General features: G+C 58.4%; 20 protein-coding genes. 7 read left to right on the top strand and 13 right to left on the bottom strand.

The features are described from left to right. Positions 1-22: 22 nt before the first annotated feature. Positions 23-1528: a UxaA family hydrolase gene (locus QO002_RS01795; RefSeq protein ID WP_307226106.1), complete on the bottom strand. Its 1506-nt coding sequence runs from the start codon at positions 1526-1528 to the stop codon at positions 23-25. Positions 1529-1814: 286 nt separating this feature from the next. Between QO002_RS01795 and QO002_RS01790 the strand changes: the two genes are divergently transcribed. Then, on the top strand, positions 1815-2693 hold the full coding sequence (locus QO002_RS01790; protein WP_307226104.1) for a GntR family transcriptional regulator: 879 nt from the start codon (positions 1815-1817) through the stop codon (positions 2691-2693). Between the two features lie 15 nt (positions 2694-2708). Here the strand turns inward: QO002_RS01790 and QO002_RS01785 are convergent, their stop codons facing one another. Together QO002_RS01785 and gabD are read right to left on the bottom strand one after the other, a co-directional pair. Beyond that, the gene (locus QO002_RS01785; protein WP_307226102.1) at positions 2709-3512 is read right to left on the bottom strand and encodes an aldolase/citrate lyase family protein; all 804 of its coding nucleotides are present in this window, start codon (positions 3510-3512) and stop codon (positions 2709-2711) included. A 102-nt stretch (positions 3513-3614) separates the two neighbouring features. Beyond that, positions 3615-5075 (bottom strand): NADP-dependent succinate-semialdehyde dehydrogenase, encoded by a 1461-nt coding sequence (gene gabD / locus QO002_RS01780; RefSeq protein ID WP_307226100.1) that lies wholly within the window; start codon positions 5073-5075, stop codon positions 3615-3617. Positions 5076-5471: 396 nt separating this feature from the next. Here gabD and QO002_RS01775 point away from each other — a divergent pair, with 396 nt between their 5' ends. Next, positions 5472-6071, top strand: coding sequence for a nitroreductase family protein (locus QO002_RS01775; protein ID WP_307226098.1), 600 nt, complete (start codon positions 5472-5474; stop codon positions 6069-6071). Between the two features lie 84 nt (positions 6072-6155). On the opposite strand, the gene gyrB is transcribed toward QO002_RS01775, so the two are convergent. From gyrB to QO002_RS01750, 5 genes are all read right to left on the bottom strand, one after another. After that, on the bottom strand, positions 6156-8594 hold the full coding sequence (gene gyrB / locus QO002_RS01770) for a DNA topoisomerase (ATP-hydrolyzing) subunit B (protein WP_307226096.1): 2439 nt from the start codon (positions 8592-8594) through the stop codon (positions 6156-6158). 149 nt (positions 8595-8743) lie between these two features. Continuing rightward, positions 8744-9121 (bottom strand): helix-turn-helix domain-containing protein, encoded by a 378-nt coding sequence (locus QO002_RS01765; protein ID WP_307226094.1) that lies wholly within the window; start codon positions 9119-9121, stop codon positions 8744-8746. Beyond that, complete coding sequence (locus QO002_RS01760; protein ID WP_307226092.1) at positions 9118-9684, bottom strand: Smr/MutS family protein; 567 nt, start codon at positions 9682-9684, stop codon at positions 9118-9120. Before QO002_RS01760 ends, QO002_RS01765 begins: the two co-directional genes overlap by 4 nt. Next, positions 9677-10789, bottom strand: a complete 1113-nt coding sequence (gene mltA / locus QO002_RS01755) for a murein transglycosylase A (RefSeq protein WP_307226090.1) — start codon at positions 10787-10789, stop codon at positions 9677-9679. Before mltA ends, QO002_RS01760 begins: the two co-directional genes overlap by 8 nt. A gap of 13 nt (positions 10790-10802) precedes the next feature. After that, the gene (locus QO002_RS01750; protein ID WP_307226087.1) at positions 10803-11501 is read right to left on the bottom strand and encodes a Tim44/TimA family putative adaptor protein; all 699 of its coding nucleotides are present in this window, start codon (positions 11499-11501) and stop codon (positions 10803-10805) included. Between the two features lie 136 nt (positions 11502-11637). Here QO002_RS01750 and QO002_RS01745 point away from each other — a divergent pair, with 136 nt between their 5' ends. Together QO002_RS01745 and secB are read left to right on the top strand one after the other, a co-directional pair. Continuing rightward, positions 11638-12162 (top strand): FxsA family protein, encoded by a 525-nt coding sequence (locus tag QO002_RS01745; RefSeq protein WP_307226085.1) that lies wholly within the window; start codon positions 11638-11640, stop codon positions 12160-12162. An 89-nt stretch (positions 12163-12251) separates the two neighbouring features. Continuing rightward, positions 12252-12743: a protein-export chaperone SecB gene (secB, locus tag QO002_RS01740; RefSeq protein ID WP_307226083.1), complete on the top strand. Its 492-nt coding sequence runs from the start codon at positions 12252-12254 to the stop codon at positions 12741-12743. A gap of 71 nt (positions 12744-12814) precedes the next feature. Here secB and dnaQ read toward each other — a convergent pair whose 3' ends face one another. Genes dnaQ through QO002_RS01715 form a run of 5 tightly spaced genes read right to left on the bottom strand, consistent with a single transcriptional unit; the run spans position 12815 to position 16411 of the window. Next, complete coding sequence (gene dnaQ, locus QO002_RS01735; RefSeq protein ID WP_307226081.1) at positions 12815-13519, bottom strand: DNA polymerase III subunit epsilon; 705 nt, start codon at positions 13517-13519, stop codon at positions 12815-12817. 4 nt (positions 13520-13523) lie between these two features. Next, complete coding sequence (gene coaE / locus QO002_RS01730; protein WP_307226079.1) at positions 13524-14111, bottom strand: dephospho-CoA kinase; 588 nt, start codon at positions 14109-14111, stop codon at positions 13524-13526. Further along, the gene (locus QO002_RS01725; RefSeq protein ID WP_307233076.1) at positions 14108-14968 is read right to left on the bottom strand and encodes a shikimate dehydrogenase; all 861 of its coding nucleotides are present in this window, start codon (positions 14966-14968) and stop codon (positions 14108-14110) included. Before QO002_RS01725 ends, coaE begins: the two co-directional genes overlap by 4 nt. After that, a complete protein-coding gene (locus tag QO002_RS01720) occupies positions 14961-15560 on the bottom strand; it encodes a Maf-like protein (RefSeq protein ID WP_307226077.1) in 600 nt (199 codons plus the stop codon). The genes QO002_RS01725 and QO002_RS01720 overlap by 8 nt, the downstream gene beginning before the upstream one ends. A gap of 29 nt (positions 15561-15589) precedes the next feature. Next, positions 15590-16411 carry a pyruvate, water dikinase regulatory protein gene (locus QO002_RS01715; RefSeq protein WP_307226075.1) on the bottom strand — a complete coding sequence of 274 codons (822 nt, stop codon included), beginning with the start codon at positions 16409-16411 and terminating at the stop codon, positions 15590-15592. 405 nt (positions 16412-16816) lie between these two features. Here QO002_RS01715 and hemE point away from each other — a divergent pair, with 405 nt between their 5' ends. The 3 genes from hemE to rho all read left to right on the top strand — a co-directional run bounded on the left by hemE (position 16817) and on the right by rho (position 19859). Then, positions 16817-17857 (top strand): uroporphyrinogen decarboxylase, encoded by a 1041-nt coding sequence (gene hemE / locus QO002_RS01710; protein ID WP_307226072.1) that lies wholly within the window; start codon positions 16817-16819, stop codon positions 17855-17857. Beyond that, complete coding sequence (gene hemJ, locus QO002_RS01705) at positions 17854-18396, top strand: protoporphyrinogen oxidase HemJ (protein ID WP_370878437.1); 543 nt, start codon at positions 17854-17856, stop codon at positions 18394-18396. The genes hemE and hemJ overlap by 4 nt, the downstream gene beginning before the upstream one ends. A 197-nt stretch (positions 18397-18593) precedes the next feature. Next, complete coding sequence (gene rho / locus QO002_RS01700) at positions 18594-19859, top strand: transcription termination factor Rho (protein ID WP_307226068.1); 1266 nt, start codon at positions 18594-18596, stop codon at positions 19857-19859. Positions 19860-19879 lie beyond the last annotated feature (20 nt).

Here is a 19879-nt window from a genome sequence, read left to right as displayed (position 1 = left end):
TCCTCCCCGCCATTCCCAGACCCTACAACGTTGCGCCGAGGTGCCACGGCACGAACTCGTTGTCGCCATAACCGAAGAGTTCGCTTTTGGTCCTGGCGCCTGAAGCGGTTTCGATGATCAGGTCGTAGATGGCACGGCCCATGTCAGCGATCGTGGCATCGCCCGTCGCGATGGTACCGCAGTCGATGTCCATGTCCTCCTCCATTGCACGATAGAGCGTCGTGTTGCTCGTCAGCTTGATCGACGGCACGGGTCGTGAACCGAAACAGCTGCCGCGGCCGGTCGTGAAAGCGATGACATTGGCACCGCCTGCGACCTGACCCGTCGCGGAAACAGGATCGTAGCCGGGCGTGTCCATGAAGACCAAGCCACGTTCGCTAACCCGTTCGGCGTAATTGTAGACCGCCGTCAGCGGCGAACGTCCCCCCTTGGCGACGGCGCCCAGGGATTTCTCCAGGATCGTCGTCAGCCCTCCGCGCTTGTTGCCCGGCGAAGGATTGTTGTCGAGCGATGCACCGTGCATCTCGGCATAGCCTTCCCACCAGGTGATCAGGCCATCGAGCTTCTGCGCCACCGCTTCATTGACGGCCCGACTGCGCAGCAGATGTTCGGCGCCATAGATTTCCGAGGTCTCCGAGAGAATTGCGGTGCCGCCGGCGCCAGCCAAGATATCGACAGCCACCCCTAGCGCCGGATTGGCCGTGATACCCGACAGGCCGTCCGAGCCGCCACATTGCAGGCCAATGACGATCTCGCTGACGGGGATCGGAATCCGCTTCACCGATCCGATTTCGGCGGCAATTTCCTCAAGCACGCCCAGCGCTTTCTCCACGGCGCGGCGCGATCCGCCCGCATCCTGAATATTGAAATGACGCTTGCCCTCACCGCTGCCCGCCTGCCCATACAGGGTGAGCTGATTGACCTCGCAACCGAGCCCGACCATCAGAACGCCGCCGAAATTGACGTGGCGGGTATAGCCGGCGAGCGTACGGTGCAGGTTCTTCATGCCATCGCCCGTGGAACTCATGCCGCAACCCTGGTCGTGCACGATCGGCACGAAGCCATCGATACCCTCGTAGCGCGGCAGAATCTTCTGGTTGGCGGCCTCCGCAATGGCCCGACAGACGGTGGTGGAACAGTTCACGCTGGCGATAATGCCGATGTAGTTGCGCGTCGCCGCCCGACCGTCAGCACGCCGGTAGCCGAGAAAGGTTCGGGCCTTCTCCGCTTCACTCGCCGCCTCCGCAGGCACGGGAGCGCTGGCGGAAAGCCGATCCTGATCAAAAGCCAGATTGTGCGAGTGTACGTGATCGCCGGCACCGATATCTGCCGTCGCACGGCCGATAGCCTGACCATATTTGATCACCGGTTCGCCCGTCCGAATGGAACGGATGGCCACCTTATGGCCGCCATCGATTCTTCCAGAGGCCACAACACCGTCAACCAAGGGCTCGCCTGCCTCAAGCGCAGTTGACGCCACGGCGACGTTGTCCTCAGGGGAAAGAACGATAAAGGAAGGTGCTGCCACCCGTGTGTCTCCTCCGAATTCTCTTAGGCCGCGTTCGCCTATTTTTGTCTTTTATCGACAATAGACAGTTTCTCGTCAATGGGTATTATGTTCGGCAAAGCCCCATCGTCACAAATCGGGGTATGAAAAACGGAGGAAGCAACCAATGCTCAGGGCACATGAACCCCGCTCAAAGATATTTCGGTGCAGCCCGGTCCAGACAACGGACCTTGACGGGATTCCGATTTAAGGCCGCGTGCGCTACAGCGTACCGTTCACCTCCCTTCCTTGAACCGAGCGGCGTTTCATGGCCAAGCAGAACACAGTCTTCAAGGATGCCTTCAACCGTTGTCTTGCGCTATTGGCGGATACGGCCGGCCTACCTTCCGAACCGGAACTCGGCAACCTCCTTGGCGTCAGCCGTACGACCGTGCGATCCATACTGACCCGGCTGGAGGAGCTCGGCCTGATCGCCTGGAACAAGCGTGAAAAGACGGTTCTGCGCCAGCCGAAGGCGGAGGATTATTATCCGGAAGATGAAACCGATTCTCTATCGGCCATTATCGAACGAAGCTTCATGCGCCGGATTCTTGCCGGTGGTGCGGAGCCTGGAATGCAGATAAACGAACTGGAAATCGCCCGGGACATAGGCATCGGCACGACGAGCGTGCGGGAATTCCTGATCCGTTTCAGTCGTTTCGGGCTAATCGAGAAACGGCCGAACAGCCACTGGGTCCTGAAGGGTTTCACCCGCCAGTTTGCACTGGAACTGACGGAAGTGCGCGAAATGTTCGAGCTACGCTCCGCTGCAAGTTTTGCAGCATTGCCGATGGAACACCCGGCCTGGATCGACCTCAGCCGGATCGAGGCCGTCCATCACGAGATACTTGCCGATATCGACGATCGCTACATGGAATTTTCCGAACTCGACGAGCGGTTTCACCTTCTGGTGCACAAGTCCTCGGCCAACCGCTTCATCGTTGATTTCTACGACATCATCGCCATCGTCTTCCACTATCATTACCAGTGGAACAAGACCAACGCACGGCAACGCAATGCCCGGGCGATGGAGGAGCATCTCGACTATATCGCAGCCCTGCGCTCGCGCGATCCGTCAAGGGTCGAGACAGCCTGCCGCCGCCATCTGCGATCGGCGCGCGAGACCTTGTTGCAGTCCATAATCTAAATCCCAGTTCCGGCGTCAGTAGCCGGACACGGGTTTCGCAGAGCCGGATTCACTGGAAATGAAATCAGATCGCAGTTTCTCGGTGGCCGCGACCAGCAACGTGACATCCGTCCCGATCGCCATGAAACTTGCGCCCAGCGAACGATAGATATGTGCCTGCCCGAGATCGAGCGTCATAATACCGCTTGCCTTCCCGGCCTTCGCGATGCGCTGGAAGGCATCAGTGATCGCGGCGGTCACGGCCGGATGACCCGGCTGGCCGAGATAACCCATATCGGCCGCGAGATCCGAAGGGCCGATGAACAGGCCATCCACGCCTTCAAGTGAGGCAATATCGTCCAGGGCCTCGAGCCCCGCTCTGCTTTCGATCTGCAGCAGCAGGCAAACCTGCTCGTTTGCCGTCTGGAGGTAGTCGCCGATCCGGCTGAATTCGGAAGCGCGGCCAAGCGCGGCGCCCACCCCGCGAATGCCATGCGGGGGATAACGCACCGCTTTCACGAGAGCCTTGGCCTGTTCAACGCTCTCGACCATCGGAATAAGCAGGGTTTGCGCGCCGGCATCCAGGATCTGCTTGATCATCCACGCTTCGCCGCAAGGCAGGCGAACCATCGGATGGGAGCCGGATCGCATGACCGCCTGCACCTGCGCGCTCAACAGCGGAATATCGTTCGGCCCATGTTCGCCGTCGATCAGCAGCCAGTCATACCCGCTGGCCGACACGACTTCGGCGGCATAGGGGCTTGCCAGGGCCACCCAGAGCCCGAGCTGGAAACGGTCCTCGCGGATCGCGGCCTTGAAGGGATTGACGGGGGCGGGCATCGCATCTCCTCGACAGAGCCGCAACGCCGGCGCTGAAACGGTCTCATTGAAAAAGCCGGCCGAAGTGCTCCGGCCGGCCCTTGTCATAGCAAATGATGTGTCTCAGGCAATGCCGCCGAGGCAGACATATTTGATCTCGGTGAATTCCTCGATGCCATAGCGCGAACCTTCGCGGCCAAGGCCAGAGAGCTTGACGCCGCCGAAAGGCGCTTCGGCTGTCGAGATGAGGCCGGTATTGACGCCGACCATGCCGTATTCCAGCGCTTCGGCGACGCGGAAGACGCGCGCGAGATCCTTGGCGTAGAAGTAGGACGCAAGACCGAACTCGGTGTCGTTCGCCTGCTTGATGACGTCATTCTCATCCTTGAAGCGGAAGAGGGGCGCGAGCGGCCCGAAGGTTTCCTCACGGGCGACAGCCATATCCGGCGTGACATCCGCGAGGATTGTTGCCTCGTAAAAGGTACCGCCAAGCGCATGCGGCTTGCCGCCTCGCAGGACGCGCGCACCCTTTTTCACGGCATCTGCGACATGTTCCTCGACCTTTTCGAGAGCAGGCCGGTCGATCAGCGGGCCGAGGACTACGCCCTCGTCGAAGCCGTTTCCGGTCTTCAGCTTGCCAACAGCCTTTGCCAGCTTTTCGGCGAAAGCGTCATAGACGCCATCCTGAACATAGATGCGGTTGGCACAGACGCAGGTCTGGCCGTTGTTGCGGAATTTGGCGATCAGGGCACCTTCCACAGCTGCGTCGAGATCGGCATCATCAAAAACGATGAAAGGCGCGTTGCCGCCAAGTTCCAGGCCAAGCTTCTTGATGGTCGGCGCACTCTGCTTGTAGAGTTCGGCGCCGATTTCCGTTGACCCCGTGAAGGTCAGCTTGCGTACGACCGGGCTTGCCGTCATTTCGGCACCAATCGCCGTAGCAGAACCTGTGATGACGCTGAAAAGGCCCTGGGGAAGGCCGGCGCGTTCGGCCAGCACCGCAATCGCGATTGCCGAGAACGGGGTTTGGGAAGCCGGCTTCAGTACCATGGCGCAGCCGGCAGCAAAGGCCGGCCCGGCCTTGCGGGTGATCATGGCATTGGGGAAATTCCACGGCGTGATCGCGGCAACGACACCGATCGGCTGCTTCATCACCATGATGCGCTTGTCAGGCTGATGGCCGGGAATAAGATCGCCATAGACGCGGCGCCCCTCTTCCGCGAACCACTCGATGAAACTCGCGCCATAGGCGATTTCGCCAGTTGCTTCGGCAAGTGGCTTGCCCTGCTCGAGTGTCAGGATACGGCCGAGATCATCCTTGTTCTCGATCATCAGCTCGTACCATTTGCGCAGGACGCTCGCGCGTTCCTTGGCTGTCTTTGCAGCCCAGCCCTTTTGGGCGATCCGGGCTGCCTCAATTGCAATCTTGGTCTCGGCGGCACCGAGTTTCGGCACGCGGCCGATAATCTCGCCCGTCGCCGGATTGTTGACCTGGATGGAATTGTCGGGATCAGCCTCGATCCAGTTTTCGCCGATCAGCGCGGCCTGGCGGAAAAGCGACGGGTCTTTCAAGGAAACGGACATGGGGAAGCGATCCTCTGTTCAAAATCTACAGAACTTATACAACTTTTTTTTCAGCTTGCACAATCTCCCGCCATGAAATTCGTATCGGAGAAAAATGCGATCTGATTTTCACAATTGGTCACCATTTGGAAACAGTCCATCCTCGAAATCGAGGCTTTCGGCTGGGCGCGAGATCATTATATCCATTGCTGACGCAGCTTATCTCTCCCGATACCGAAGAGGTCGACGGAGGGAATGTATCGAGAGTACCGGCGGGAAAGGCTCCCAACATTTCCGCCGAGCTCCAGCCGAAGATGAGATAGGGCAAAACGCGACGGTGAAAACGCTGCCCTTTCAAAAATGAACAATATCGCATGGCCTGGGCCGACACCCGCATGCCCAAACAGGAATTTCGTCATGACCGCGAGCAATCATCGCCAGGCCGATTACCCGATCTCACCAGTGTTCCTGAACCGTTGGTCGCCACGCGCCTATAATGGCGACGTCATTTCCGAGCAGGAACTTCTGACCATTCTGGAAGCTGGGCGCTGGGCGCCTTCGGCCTTCAACTCGCAGCCTTGGCGCTTCGTCTACGCACTGCGTGGCACTGAACAGTGGAACACGTTGTTTCCGCTGCTGAACGACTTCAACCAGGGCTGGGCCGCAAGTGCCTCCGCCTTGATCCTGATCGTCTCGAAGACCGAGTTCGTCGCGCCGGGTTCTACCGAGGCAAAGCCTTCCTATAGCCATAGCTTCGATACGGGCGCCGCCTGGGGTGCCATTGCCGCCCAGGCATCAATCTCCGGTTTCCAGGCCCATGGCATGACCGGCATTCATTTCGACAAGGCCGCCGAAGTTCTCGGCATTCCCGATGGATATCGTATCGAAGCCGCGGTCGCGATCGGCCGTCTTGGCGACAAGGCCCAGCTGCCGGATTATCTTCAGGCACGCGAAACGCCGAGCCCGCGCCGCCCGCTTTCGGAAATCGCCTTGAATGGCACGTTTGTGGCAGAATAATCATTCTCTCGAAAAACTGGAATCGATACGAAAATGGCGCCCCCACGGCGCCATTTTTGATTCCATCGACCAGCTTTGAAAAAACTAGATATCCAGGTTGGCGACGCTGAGCGCGTTTTCCTGAATGAAATCGCGACGAGGCTCCACCTCATCACCCATCAGGCGCGAGAACAAACCATCGGCATCCGTGGCATCGGGAACCCTGACCTGCAGAAGCGACCGCACATTCGGATCCAGCGTGGTTTCCCAGAGCTGCTCGGCGTTCATTTCTCCCAGACCCTTGTATCGCTGCATCGACAGGCCCTTGCGACCGCTTGCGAAAATCGAATCGAGCAGCGCGCGCGGGCCGCTGATTTCAAGCGCGCCTTCCTTGCGGTAGAGTTTCGGCGGGATCGCGTAGATTTCGGCAAGCCGCGGTGCAAGGAGGTCGATCATGCGAGCATCTTGCGAGCCGATCAGCGCCATGTCGAGCGAAGCCACTTCCTTGACGCCACGCACCATACGTTCGAACTTCAGGCCGCCGTCACTAGCCACCACGGCAGTCCAGCCCCGTTCGGTTTCCTCGGCAATCAGGTCAAGCCGCGTCGCCACCTGGGCGGCCGTCGCGTGCGAACGTTCCTGATTGTGGGTCAATTCCGGATTAAGCGCACCGGCAATCGCCGCCTGCTCGACCACGGAGCGGTTATAGCGCGAATGCAGGCCGTCGATCAGCGTGCGCAGGCGAAGCGCGTCGGTGATGACCTCGCGCAGATCCTGCCCGGCTCGCACTTCGCCCGAGCCAAGCTCAAGGCGGGCTTCCTCGAGGCCCATCGAAATCAGGTAATCTTCCAGCGCTTTCTCGTCCTTCAGATACTGCGCCGACTTGCCGCGCGCCACCTTATAGAGCGGTGGCTGGGCGATATAGAGATGGCCACGCTCGATCAGTTCCGGCATCTGGCGGAAGAAGAAGGTGAGCAGCAAGGTGCGGATATGGGCGCCGTCCACGTCAGCATCGGTCATGATGATGATCTTGTGGTAGCGCAGCTTTTCGGGGTTGAACTCGTCCTTGCCGATCGAGGTGCCGAGTGCCGTAATCAGGGTGCCGATTTCCTGGCTGGACAGCATCTTGTCGAAACGGGCACGCTCAACATTGAGGATCTTGCCGCGCAGCGGCAGGATCGCCTGGTTTTCACGCGAGCGGCCCTGCTTTGCGGAGCCGCCAGCCGAATCACCCTCGACGAGGAAGAGCTCGGATTTTGCGGGATCGCGCTCCGAGCAGTCGGCAAGCTTGCCGGGCAGCGAGGAGATATCCAGAGCGCCTTTGCGGCGGGTCAGTTCACGCGCCTTGCGGGCAGCTTCACGGGCAGCCGCTGCCTCTACGACCTTGCCGACGAGGATCTTGGCTTCGGTCGGATGCTCTTCGAACCAGGTGCTGAGCGCTTCGTTGACGAGGCTTTCGACCACCGGACGAACCTCGGACGAAACCAGCTTGTCCTTGGTCTGCGACGAGAATTTCGGATCAGGAACCTTGACGGACAGAACGGCAGTCAGGCCTTCGCGGCAATCTTCGCCCTGCAGCGTAACCTTTTCCCGCTTGGTGATGCCGGAGCTATCGGCATAGGAAACGACCTGCCGTGTCAGCGCGCCGCGGAAGCCCGCCATATGCGTGCCCCCGTCGCGCTGGGGAATGTTGTTGGTGAAGCAGAGCACGTTTTCGTGGTAGCTGTCGTTCCACCACATCGCCACCTCGACAGTGATACCATCCTTCTCGCCGCGAATAGCCACGGGCTTGGCGACCAGTGGCTTCTTGGCGCGATCGAGATAGGCGACGAAGGCTTCGAGACCGCCATCATACATCAACTCGTCCTGGCGGATGTCGGAATGACGTCGATCGGTCAGTACAATGCGAACGCCGGAATTGAGGAAGGCCAGCTCGCGCAGGCGATGCTCAAGCGTCCCGTAATCGAAATCGGTCTTGGTAAAAGTATCGGTGCTCGGGAGGAAGGTGACTTCCGTCCCCGTCAGGTCACCCGCATCCCCGGTCACAACCAGCGAGGCATCGGGAACCCCGTGGGTGAAGCTCATCTCATGAACCTTGCCCGCGCGGCGGATCTTCAGCTTCAGCGATACGGAAAGCGCATTGACAACCGACACGCCGACGCCGTGCAGACCGCCCGAGACCTTGTAGGAATTCTGGTCGAATTTGCCGCCGGCATGCAGCTGGGTCATGATGACCTCGGCTGCGGATACGCCTTCTTCCTTATGGATGTCAGTCGGGATGCCGCGACCATTGTCTGTGACCGTGACCGAACCATCGGCATTCAGAGTTACCGTGACAACATCGGCGTGGCCGGCAAGCGCTTCGTCGATCGCGTTGTCGACGACTTCATAGACCATGTGGTGCAGGCCCGAGCCGTCGTCGGTATCACCGATATACATGCCCGGCCGCTTGCGTACGGCGTCGAGGCCCTTCAGCACCTTGATGGAATCTGCGCCGTATTCTTCGGCGTTGGAACCGGAGGCGGTTTCAGGAGTATCGGTCATATAGTTTCTAGTCTTTCCAGGGTTCCAAGCCTCTAAAGAGGCCTGACGGCGATTACGGGCGAATCACCCGATCCACGGCTGTTGTGAATATAGGGAAACTGTTGGCGCTTCCAAATCCCGAGGCGCTAAAACCGGCAGAAAACAGGGGATCATTCACGATCCTTATCAGGAAAACGCCGGTTTTCCAAAACTTCTTCCAATGCAGCGATGGTTTCGTCCGGAAGGCGGCGAATTCGCGCCGCAAGCTTGTTGGCAAAGGCGGTATGACCAGCGGATAGTCCGGACGTATCGAGCACGGCTTTGGGATCGGAAAGCGCCGCCAAGCCGAAAAGTTCTTCCGCCTCATCCCAGATGACGTTGAAATATCCGGCGACGCGTTGGAGGAAATCGAAGCTCGGAGCGCCACGCTTTCCATGTTCGAGGGCCGAAAGATAGGCGGCAGAAACACCGATGGCGGCGGCCATCTGTTTTTGCGAAACGCCCTTTTGCAGACGCAGGCGATGCATGGCTTCGCCGAAGGGCGTCACGGTGCCGCTCCCCTGGCCCGGGAGAGACGCACGTAAAGCGCGCCCTCGCCGCCATGGGTGCGTGCAGCCGGTTCGTAGGAGGAAATCAGAGACCGAAATTCCGGCAGGGAAAACCACATCGGCACCGCTCGCTTCAAGGTACCTTCGCTGCCGAGCGACGTGCCCTTGCCGGTGATGACCAGGACATGGCGCAGGCCGCGGTCGTGGGCGCGCATCAGGAAATGCAGCAGAAATCCGTGTGCCTCGCTCTGGATCATACCATGCAGGTCTACCCTCGCCTCCAGTTGCAGGTGTCCCCGGGCGAGCTTGCGCTTCACCGGCTTCTCGAGAGGATGATGCTGGTGCTGCGTTGGCTTCGGCGGCTCGGGTGCAACACCGAGGGCTTCCAACAGGGAGCGCCCGTCCTTGAAATTTGCGGGCTGCTGCGATTCAGGCGCTTTTTCAATCTCCGGTTCTTCAAAATGGACAAGATCTTCCATGCGTCCCGGCAGGGGACGGGTCGTGCGGGCAACCTTGCCCCAGAGGATTCTGTCTTCGCTCGAGAGCTTTCGATCCTTAGCCATCGCCGTATCTTGCTGCTGCGGCCTTGGGAATGAAAATGAAAAAATCTGCCGCGTTGCGCACCGAGCCGGCCAGTCGGCCAGCTTCGTCACCAGAGCCGGTAAAGATATCGCCGCGCGCCGGGCCAACGATCGCCGAACCGGTATCGAGCGCCAGCATCAGCCGCTGGAAGGGCTTGGCATCATCGATATGGACCAGTGTCTCGCTGCTGATGAAAAAGGGTACGCCGAAGGTGTGGATCGCGCGATCGACAGCAAGTGAGCGTCCCGGCTCCAGCGCTACCTTTGCAGCGGCCACAGGCCCGAGCACCGGATCATCGACCGCAGCCTCCCGAAAGAAGATGAAGGAACGGTTATGCCAGAGGACCTCCGCAACCCGATCCGAGTTCTCGGCAAGCCATTGGCGAATGCTCTGCATCGACACGGTCTTGGGGTCGATCTCGCCGCGATCGATCAGAAGCTTTCCGATGCCTGAGAAATAATGGCCCGTCTTTGCCGCATAAGTGACACGCGTTACGCGGCCACCCGGAAACAGCAATCGGGCCGCCCCCTGAACATGGGCGAAGAAAACATCGACGATGGATTTCGCATAGGCAATTTCCAGCCCCTTGCCGCGAAGATAGCCCTGCTCGATTGCGCTACGATCCGGATATTCATCAATCGCTCCGTCGCGGAGGCGACCAAAAGCGAAATAGGGATCCATGCCGGACGGCCGATTGCTGTCATCGAGGTCAACGAGATCGGCCGGACGGCGGTAAAAGGGATAGCGAAATTGCGCGTCCGGTTCTGCCCGAACCTCGACTTCGGGTTCATAAAAGGCCGTGACCAGACCTCTCCCTCCCATCGACGGGCGGACGAGAAAAGGCACGAAATGCGTCTCGAAGAAATCCCTGGCCCCCTCGGGGGCCAGGGCATCGACAACAGTCGATGCCGCCTCAAAGGCCAGCCCCAAATCGTCCGAGCTGACGCCGAGCGCGCCGGTCTTGTGGGGTTTGACCGAAACGACATGCCGATGACAACGAGCAAGCGCGCGTACGACCGCAGCCGGATCATCGTTTTGCCAACCGGGGATGTCGGAGAAGCCGACCCGCTGCAGACTGAAATCCATCGCGCCGGTCCGATCAATTCTCGGATTCGGTCGCGATCAGCTTCCAGTTCGGATCGCGCGAGCGTGTATCGCGGGCGAAGGTCCAGAGGTCGTTGACTTCGGACACCGCCTCGCTATCGCCGTCGATAACGGCGCCAGCCTTGTCAAAGGTAGCAGAGATCAACTGGCTGATGATCCGCACAGTGACGCTCGCTTCGCTGTCCTTGACTTCGGCATGAACGATATCGGCCTTTTCGATGCCGACGAACGTGGACTTCAGAACCTCGCCCTTGGCTTCGCGCTCCGCAATCGCCGCTTCGAAACCATCATAGACCTCACGGGACAGCAGACCCTTCAACGTCTTGCGATCACCATCGGCAAACGCCATGACGATCATCTCGTAGGCCGTCTTGGCGCCGTTGACGAATTCCTTCGGATCGAAGGAAGCATCTGCATCTGCTATCCTGCGCAAACCGTCATTGAGCGGCGTGCCCGCTGGCGTGAAGGCGTCGATTGCCGCATAGCTCGCCGTGCCATCCGGGCTGCCATCCCGACGCGGCAACTGCACGACCTTGCCGGTCGCCTCCGGTCCTTCCGCGGTTTCGCGCTTGGAATAGGGATCGAGCGGTGGCCGCTCGCTGCCGGTACGACGACCGAGCACGCTGCGCAACTGGATGAAGATGATCACCGCGGCGACCAGAAAAAACAATGTGACGAAGTCGAAAGAGCCCATTCCACCCAGACCGCTGTTAATTTGCCTTGAGGTTACCCCATATAGTCTGCATGGCATCATCATTCAAACGACTATATCAATTCCTTGCAACGAGGCGCCCGTTGGATGGCATTTCCTCGATAAATGAGTGGGTTCCATGCGTATTCTGATCGCTCCATCGCTTTTTCTTGTGTTGCCGTTTGCGGAAATCGCGACCTTTGTTCTGGTCGGAAACGAAATCGGTGTCGGGATGACATTGATGCTCGTTCTTGCCAGCATGGTCGCCGGAATAGTCCTGTTGCGTTTTCAGGGCTTGGGTACATTGAGACGACTTCAGCAGGCAACGGCTGGTGGCGGCGATCCCGGGCGCGAACTGGTTCATGGGGTCATGATCGTTGTCGCTGGCATTTTACTGATCCTGCCCGGCTTTCTGAGCGATATTGTCGGGATCCTGCTTTTTCTTCCACCCGTACGAGACCTCGCCTGGAAGGTGATGCGTGATCGCCTCAACATCGTCACGGTCGGCTCCGGTTTCGGATTTTCACCCGGAAGCCGCCCCGGAGACAACTCCTCCGACGTTCATCGGCGCGGTCCGCAGGTAGTTGACCTGGAGGAAGACGAGTATTCGCGTGATGCACCTCGTTCGCCGGGACAGCAGGATGACCGGAACAGGTTGCGCTAGCCTTCCATGATGCGGCAGGGCTCCGGGTTGTAAGGCTCCGAGCGAAATGCTAGATGGCCACAGCACATCAAGCCCAAGGAAAAGGCCTCATGACCGATACCGCATCCAACCCGAACGGCGGCTCCCAGGAGAGTCCGTCCCTGAACGTTCTGGCACAGTACATCAAGGATCTGTCCTTCGAAAATCCCGCTGCCCCCCGTTCGCTGCAGGCTCGCGACAAGGCTCCTTCGATCAACATCAATGTCAACGTCAATGCCAACCCGCTTTCCGAAGCGGAATTTGATGTTGTCCTGACGCTGAATGCCGAAGCCAAGGAAGGCGACAAGGTTCTGTTCAATGTCGAACTGGCCTATGGTGGCGTCTTCCGCGTTACCGGCTTTCCGCAGGAACACATGCTGCCGCTGCTCTTCATCGAGTGCCCGCGCCTGCTCTTCCCCTTCGCACGCCAGATCGTTGCCGATGCAACCCGCAACGGTGGCTTCCCGCCGCTGATGATCGATCCGATCGACTTTGCGCAGATGTTCACGCAGCGCATGGCCGAAGAAAAGGTTCGTGCCCAGGTTTCCGCCGCGCCGAACTGATTTGGGAAGAGTTTGCTTGTTAAGCCGAATGCCCGGTTCTCGCGAGCCGGGCATTTTTTATTGCGGCTGGTTTATTGAGGTTGGCCGTATTTGCCCCAGATTGCCTTGGCACCCATCTTGGCGACCAGCGCATCGTGGCTTGCGCGTTCCTCTTCAGTCAGACGCGGCGCCAACGGGCGCGGTCTCTGGCCGATCACAACGATCGTATCGTCCTGTTCCCGCTCGGTGCCGCGGCTTTCCTGCGAGGAGAGACCCAGAGCCGCCTGCCGTCCGCCGCTCATCTCGATATAGACTTCTGCCAGAAGTTCGGAGTCTAACAATGCGCCGTGCTTCGTCCGGTGAGCATTGTCGATGCCGTAGCGCCGGCAAAGTGCATCGAGCGAGTTCGGCCCCATTGGATTTTTACGCCTGGCCAGTGCCAGAGTGTCCGTCACCAGATCGGGCGCGACGGGTGGCTGGCCGATGCGGGCAAGCTCTGCATTGATAAAGCCCATATCAAAGTTCGCGTTGTGGGCCACCCAGCGGGCATCGCCGAAAAACGCCATCATGTCGGACGCAATATTGGCAAAGGACGGCTTGTCCTTCAGGAACTCATCGGTGATGCCGTGGATTGCAAGCGCATCCGGATGAACCTGACGATCGCCTGGATTGATGTAGACGTGGAACGTCCGGCCGGTCGGAAAGTGATTGTCGAGTTCGACGCCGCCAATTTCGATGACCCGATCAAGACGATTATCGAGACCGGTGGTTTCCGTGTCGAAAATGATCTCGCGCATTAGGTCACCTTTTTTTCAGAAGACGTTCGACAAGTGCCCCGACCTGCGTGCGGGCCGAATCAAGCCCGAGGCCGGTATCGATGATATAATCCGCCTTCGCACGTTTTTGGTCGTCCGGCATCTGGCGCGAGAGGATGAGATCGAATTTTTCGGCCGTCATCCCCGGTCTTTTCAAGACACGCTCGCGCTGAATGTCTGGATCGGCGGTTACGACAACGACGGCATCCACACGATCTTCGCCGCCAACCTCATAGAGCAAGGGAATATCGAGCACCACGATCGGCGTTCCTGCGGCTCTTTCCTTTTCGACGAACTGCTTTTCACGCAGACGAACGAGCGGATGGACGATGGCCTCCAATTCCTTGAACCGTGCGGGACTTTCCGCGAGCGCCAACGAAAGTCTGCCCCTGTCCACGCAGCCATCGACGACGACACCCGGGAATGCCCGATCGATCGGCTCTACAGCTTCTGCCTGGTAGAGATCATGCACGACCTTATCGGCATCGTTCACCGGAATGCCCAGATCTACAAACATCTGCGCCGTTGTCGACTTTCCCGTGCCGATGGATCCGGTAAGGCCAAGGACGATCATGTGTGAGCCGCCATGTCATCAATGATCAATTGGCGAAGCGCGCTATCGACCGTGGGGCGAACTCCGAACCATTTTTCAAAGCCGGGCACGGCCTGATGAAGGAGCATCCCGAGCCCATCGACAATGCGAAATCCCTGACTTTCGGCCTGCGCCAGAATATGCGTTTTCAACGGCACATAGACGATGTCGGTGACAACAGCATCCGGACGCATCGAACTGAAATCGAAGGCGGGTACCTCTCCGCCGTCCATCCCAAGCGATGTTGTATTGACCAGAAGCCCGGCGCCGGGAAGCATATCCGAGAGGGCTTCCATCGGCTGCGCATGGACCGCCGGCCCGAAACAATCCGCCAATTCACGCGCCCGCGCTACCGTCCGGTTCAGAACATGGATGGTTTTGACACCCCTGTCGCGAATGGACTGGATGACCGCCCGGCTTGCGCCCCCGGCACCGAGGACAACAGCCGTCTCGATCCCATCCCATCCAGGTGCTGATTGATCGAGATTGGCAGTGAAACCTATGCCATCAGTATTGGTCGCATGAAGCACACCGTCTTCCAGCCAGACGGTATTGGCGGCACCGATTTCCCGTGCCAAATCATCCGGCCGATCGGAGAGGGAGAAAGCAACTTCCTTATGGGGGATGGTGACGTTGCCACCAATAAATCCGGACTGTCCACTTTTCAACTCCTGTATGAAGCCGGGAAAATTATCCGGAGTCACTTCATGAGTCCGGTAGCTTCCCTGCAATTTCAACTTCTCCAGCCAATATCCATGAATCAAAGGCGATCGCGAATGCTTGACCGGGTAGCCGGCAACGAAAGCATGGTTAACAAATGTTTCACGTGAATCACGCATCGAGAACACCGATCTCTCTAAGTTTAGCCAGCAAGGGCAGCATGGGTAGACCGAGAATCGTGAAATAATCGCCCTCGATCGCGTCAAACAGCTGGATACCCTCCCCCTCCAGCTGGTAGGCGCCGACGCTGGAAAGCGCCTTTTCACCGACACGCGCAAGATGTTGCTCAACAAAATCCCGGTCGAAATTACGCATGGTCAACCGGGCCGACGACACGTGGCGCCACAAAATCTCCTTGTCCTGATGGAGCACGATTGCACTGTTGAGTTGGTGAGTCTGGCCTGAAAGAGACAGAAGGTGATCTCGCGCCTCGTCCATAGTTCGTGGCTTGTGGTAGACGCGCGCGCCAAGAGACATCGTCTGGTCGGACCCAATCACAACCGCTTCGGGAAAATGCCTTGCGATATCGACAGCCTTTTCTGCAGCCAAAGCGAGGGCAATCGTTTCCGGTGACGCCCCTTCCGCTTCAAGCTTGGCGTCGATCGCCCGCTCGTCAATGGCCGCAGCCTGACTTCCAAAAGCGATGCCGGCGTTTTCAAGCAGCATCCTGCGAAAGGGGCTTGCAGACGCAAGCACGAGAGAAGGGGTCATAGACGGGTCCTGGACAGTGGAGTGCGGATTTACCGCAGCCGGGGCCTCAGGGCAACGATCGCGGCCGCTGTTTCCTCGATCGAGCGGCGCGTCACGTCAATGATCGGCCAATTGTTGCGTGCGCAGAGCATGCGCGCATATTTCAGTTCCTCCGCGATCGAGGCACGATCGGTATATTCTTCGACATGAAAGCCCTGGGTTGCCCCGAGCACCCTGTTCTGTCGGACCTGCGAAACCCGATCCGCAGTTGCGATCAGACCTACGATCAAGGGTTTCGTCGCCTCGAGCAATCGTTCCGGCAGCGGCACATTGGGCACGATCGGTATGTTCGCTGTCTTGATGCCGCGGTTGGCGAGATAGATGCTGGTCGGTGTTTTGGATGTCCGGCTGATCCCGATCAAGACGACGTCGGCTTCATCAAAATCGACGGGCAGCTGTCCGTCATCGTGATCCATCGTGAAATTGAGGGCCTCGATGCGCGCAAAATATTCGGCATTCATGACATGCTGGGCGCCGGAGCGACGACGGGATGTGGCACCCAGATAGGTCTGGAAAATATCGATGATCGGATCGAGAACAGAGACGCAGGGTACGCCCATCTGTTTGCATTGCTGGTCGATCATATCGGCCAGGTCGCGATCGACAATGGTATAGAGGACGATGCCGGGCGCTCCATCGACGGCCTCGAGCACCTGCCCCAACTGCTTTCGCGTCCGTATCAGCGGATAGACGTGTTCAAGCGCATGGGAAGCCTGAAACTGCGCAGCGGCGGCGCGGCCGGCCGCAATCAATGTTTCGCCGGTCGAATCGGAGATCAGATGCAGGTGGAAATAGTTTTTCTGGTTCTCCACGTTATTCTCCGGGGCTTGTTGATAAAGCGGGACAAAAACAGCTAAGGGCTCGCCCCCGTCCAAGGCAAGGGGAAAACTTCCGAGTTATTCACAATTGACGCACGCTCGGAGAAGACTTCGCGGCCCCTGTGAAGATGACTCATGCTTACGGCAAAATGTCACGCCCATTCACAGCCTATCCACAAACACGTCTCAAGTGGTGAAGAGCAGAACGAATTGAATCGAAACAATTTTCCGGGCTATCCGAACTTTCGTGCCAGATTGGCCGAATTTTTTCCTCACGGCTGCTCAACGCGGCGGCCCTGTGGATGAGGTGGGGATGGATTTTAATCCTTGATAGTCACCGACTCTAAGAAATAGAAACCTTCTAGATTCAGTTTTGTTTTAAGTTGGAGACATGTGGACGTGACTGTGCAAGGACGCAAAGTGCTTCGGGTATTGCAGGGAGAGACGTTGTCTCCTCCTCCCGTCTGGTTGATGCGGCAGGCAGGTCGTTATCTTCCGGAGTATCGCAAAACACGCCAACAGGCCGGGAGCTTTCTTGATCTCTGTTATTCGCCGGAGCTTGCAACGGAAGTGACATTGCAGCCGATCCGTCGGTACGGTTTCGATGCAGCGATTCTGTTTTCCGATATCCTTGTCATCCCCGACGCCTTGAAGCGGAATGTTCGCTTTGAGGAAGGCCACGGACCGCGAATGGACCCGATCGATGTTGGAGAGATCCATCGGCTGAACCCATCGATCGTCTCGGGTCACCTGAAGCCAGTCATCGAGACGGTAACGAAACTGCGGCGGGAGCTGCCCGGAGAAACAACCCTTCTCGGCTTCTGTGGCGCGCCCTGGACGGTCGCGACCTATATGATTGCGGGTCAGGGAACCCCGGACCAGGCCCCTGCCCGGCTTTTCGCCTATCGCCACCCGGAGGCATTCGACCATCTTCTCGGTTTGCTGGCGGACGTATCGGCTGACTATCTGGTTGAACAAATTGATGCGGGGGCCGACGCGGTTCAGATTTTTGATTCCTGGGCCGGTGTTCTCGGCGAGGAGGAATTCGAGCGTTATGCGATCAGGCCCGTCCGTCGAATGATCGACAGCGTTCGGGCACGTCGGCCACAGGCGCGAATCATCGCCTTTGCCAAGGGAGCAGGGACGCGCCTGAAAACTTACAGGCAGGCGACGGATGCGGATGCAATCGGTCTCGACTGGTCGGTTCCGCTGGGCTTTGCGGCGGAGTTGCAGAAGGACGGTCCGATCCAGGGCAATCTTGATCCGATGCGGGTCGTTGCCGGTGGTATCGCTCTCGATGAGGGGATAGATCGGATCCTGGACATTCTTGGGAATGGACCGCTGATCTTCAACCTGGGGCATGGGATCACGCCGCAGGCAGATCCAGAGCATGTCACACAGCTTCTTGCGCGTGTTCGACGCTCAGGGGAGGCGGCGTGACCATGGAGAGGCAGGTTGACAGGGCTCCCGGCCGGCGTGCGCGCATCAGAGCGTTTGTTGCGATCGGGATTTTTGTCGCCCTGCTTGCAGGGCTCTTCGTCTACCAGCCGGATAATCTCTATCTCTGGATAAAGGCGCTGCATATCATCGCTGTGATGTCCTGGATGGCAGCGCTTCTCTACATGCCGCGCCTGTTCATTTATCATACCGATGCGGAGCCGGGGTCGCCGCAATCCGAGACTTTCAAGATGATGGAGCAGCGCCTGCTCAAGGTCATCATGAACCCTGCGATGATGATCTCCTGGGTGCTCGGCCTTTATCTCGCCTGGAGTGTCTACGGGTTTCAAGGCGGGTGGCTCCACGCGAAGCTTCTGTTTGTCGTGCTTCTCACGGGTGTTCACGTGCTTTTCAGCCGTGCCGTTCGCAGCTTTGCTCGCGACGAAAATACCCGTAGTGCTCGCTACTGGCGGCTGATGAATGAGGCCCCGACCGTGCTGATGATCGCCATCGTCATCATGGCGGTGGTGAAACCTTTTTGACATCAGCGCGTGGTTGCGGATGAAATTACGGTTAAATCCAGAAGGCCCCTTGCGGCGATCCATGTGAATCGCTATTTTCGCGTCATCTCATCTTTCGTGGCATGTGTAAAAGAGACGAGTCTGCCCCTCTCGTGCGGCTCCCCTTACCTAAAGCACGCCGACCTTCCATTCCGAACTGCTAAGTGTGGTCCCCCTTCATGGCTGAAATGAAGCTACAAGATCTTAAGAACAAAACCGCGACCGATTTGCTCGCCTTTGCCGAATCAGTCGAGGTCGAAAATGCCAGCGTCATGCGCAAGCAGGAGCTGATGTTTGCCATCCTGAAGATGCTTGCGAGCCAGGATGTTGAAATCATCGGGGAAGGCGTGGTCGAAGTTCTTCAGGACGGTTTCGGCTTTCTCCGGTCGGCAAATGCCAATTATCTCCCAGGTCCGGATGATATTTACATCTCCCCTTCCCAGATTCGCCGGTTTTCACTGAAGACGGGTGATACGGTCGAAGGACCGATCCGGGGTCCGAAGGAGGGCGAGCGCTATTTTGCCCTGCTCAAGGTCAATACGATCAATTTCGAAGACCCCGAGAAGATCCGGCACAAGGTGCATTTCGACAACCTGACGCCGCTTTATCCGAACGAGCGTTTCAAGATGGAGCTGGAGGTTCCGACCTCCAAGGACCTCTCGGCGCGTGTAATCGATCTCATCGCACCTCTCGGCAAGGGCCAGCGCGGCCTCATCGTGGCACCGCCGCGGACCGGTAAAACTGTTCTGCTCCAGAATATCGCCCATTCGATCACGGCGAATCACCCTGAGTGCTACCTGATCGTCCTGCTGATCGATGAGCGGCCGGAAGAAGTGACGGACATGCAGCGTTCGGTGAAAGGTGAAGTTGTATCCTCCACCTTTGACGAGCCCGCCACCCGCCACGTACAGGTTGCTGAAATGGTGATCGAGAAGGCAAAGCGTTTGGTCGAGCACGGCCGCGACGTTGTCATCCTGCTCGATTCGATCACGCGTCTTGGGCGCGCCTACAACACTGTCGTTCCTTCATCTGGCAAGGTTCTGACGGGCGGTGTGGATGCCAACGCGCTGCAGCGCCCGAAGCGCTTCTTCGGTGCAGCTCGCAACATCGAAGAAGGCGGTTCTCTGACGATTATCGCCACGGCGCTGATCGATACCGGCAGCCGCATGGATGAAGTGATCTTCGAAGAATTCAAGGGTACCGGCAACTCGGAAATCGTGCTTGACCGCAAGGTTGCCGACAAGCGCATCTTCCCGTCCATGGATATTCTCAAGTCTGGGACACGCAAGGAAGACCTGCTGGTGCCGCGCCAGGATCTCCAGAAGATCTTTGTTCTGCGTCGTATCCTTGCGCCGATGGGCACCACGGATGCGATCGAGTTCCTCATCGACAAGCTCAAGCAGACGAAGACGAACGGCGATTTCTTCGATTCAATGAATACCTGATCTCTTGCGCTTCGACTAAG

Origin of the sequence: Pararhizobium capsulatum DSM 1112 (genome assembly GCF_030814475.1) — a bacterium.
Classification (GTDB): Bacteria; Pseudomonadota; Alphaproteobacteria; order Rhizobiales; family Rhizobiaceae; genus Pararhizobium; species Pararhizobium capsulatum.
This window is presented reverse-complemented; position numbering and strand designations above follow the sequence as displayed.

What these genes read in the sequence shown, in the direction of transcription:
- QO002_RS01790 (WP_307226104.1), top strand. Translation starts at nt 1,815, where the DNA reads ATGGCCAAGCAGAACACAGTCTTCAAGGATGCCTTCAACCGTTGTCTT.
- QO002_RS01785 (WP_307226102.1), bottom strand. Translation starts at nt 3,512, where the DNA reads ATGCCCGCCCCCGTCAATCCCTTCAAGGCCGCGATCCGCGAGGACCGT.
- gabD (WP_307226100.1), bottom strand. Translation starts at nt 5,075, where the DNA reads ATGTCCGTTTCCTTGAAAGACCCGTCGCTTTTCCGCCAGGCCGCGCTG.
- QO002_RS01775 (WP_307226098.1), top strand. Translation starts at nt 5,472, where the DNA reads ATGACCGCGAGCAATCATCGCCAGGCCGATTACCCGATCTCACCAGTG.
- gyrB (WP_307226096.1), bottom strand. Translation starts at nt 8,594, where the DNA reads ATGACCGATACTCCTGAAACCGCCTCCGGTTCCAACGCCGAAGAATAC.
- QO002_RS01760 (WP_307226092.1), bottom strand. Translation starts at nt 9,684, where the DNA reads ATGGCTAAGGATCGAAAGCTCTCGAGCGAAGACAGAATCCTCTGGGGC.
- mltA (WP_307226090.1), bottom strand. Translation starts at nt 10,789, where the DNA reads ATGGATTTCAGTCTGCAGCGGGTCGGCTTCTCCGACATCCCCGGTTGG.
- QO002_RS01750 (WP_307226087.1), bottom strand. Translation starts at nt 11,501, where the DNA reads ATGGGCTCTTTCGACTTCGTCACATTGTTTTTTCTGGTCGCCGCGGTG.
- QO002_RS01745 (WP_307226085.1), top strand. Translation starts at nt 11,638, where the DNA reads ATGCGTATTCTGATCGCTCCATCGCTTTTTCTTGTGTTGCCGTTTGCG.
- secB (WP_307226083.1), top strand. Translation starts at nt 12,252, where the DNA reads ATGACCGATACCGCATCCAACCCGAACGGCGGCTCCCAGGAGAGTCCG.
- dnaQ (WP_307226081.1), bottom strand. Translation starts at nt 13,519, where the DNA reads ATGCGCGAGATCATTTTCGACACGGAAACCACCGGTCTCGATAATCGT.
- coaE (WP_307226079.1), bottom strand. Translation starts at nt 14,111, where the DNA reads ATGATCGTCCTTGGCCTTACCGGATCCATCGGCACGGGAAAGTCGACA.
- QO002_RS01725 (WP_307233076.1), bottom strand. Translation starts at nt 14,968, where the DNA reads ATGCGTGATTCACGTGAAACATTTGTTAACCATGCTTTCGTTGCCGGC.
- QO002_RS01720 (WP_307226077.1), bottom strand. Translation starts at nt 15,560, where the DNA reads ATGACCCCTTCTCTCGTGCTTGCGTCTGCAAGCCCCTTTCGCAGGATG.
- rho (WP_307226068.1), top strand. Translation starts at nt 18,594, where the DNA reads ATGGCTGAAATGAAGCTACAAGATCTTAAGAACAAAACCGCGACCGAT.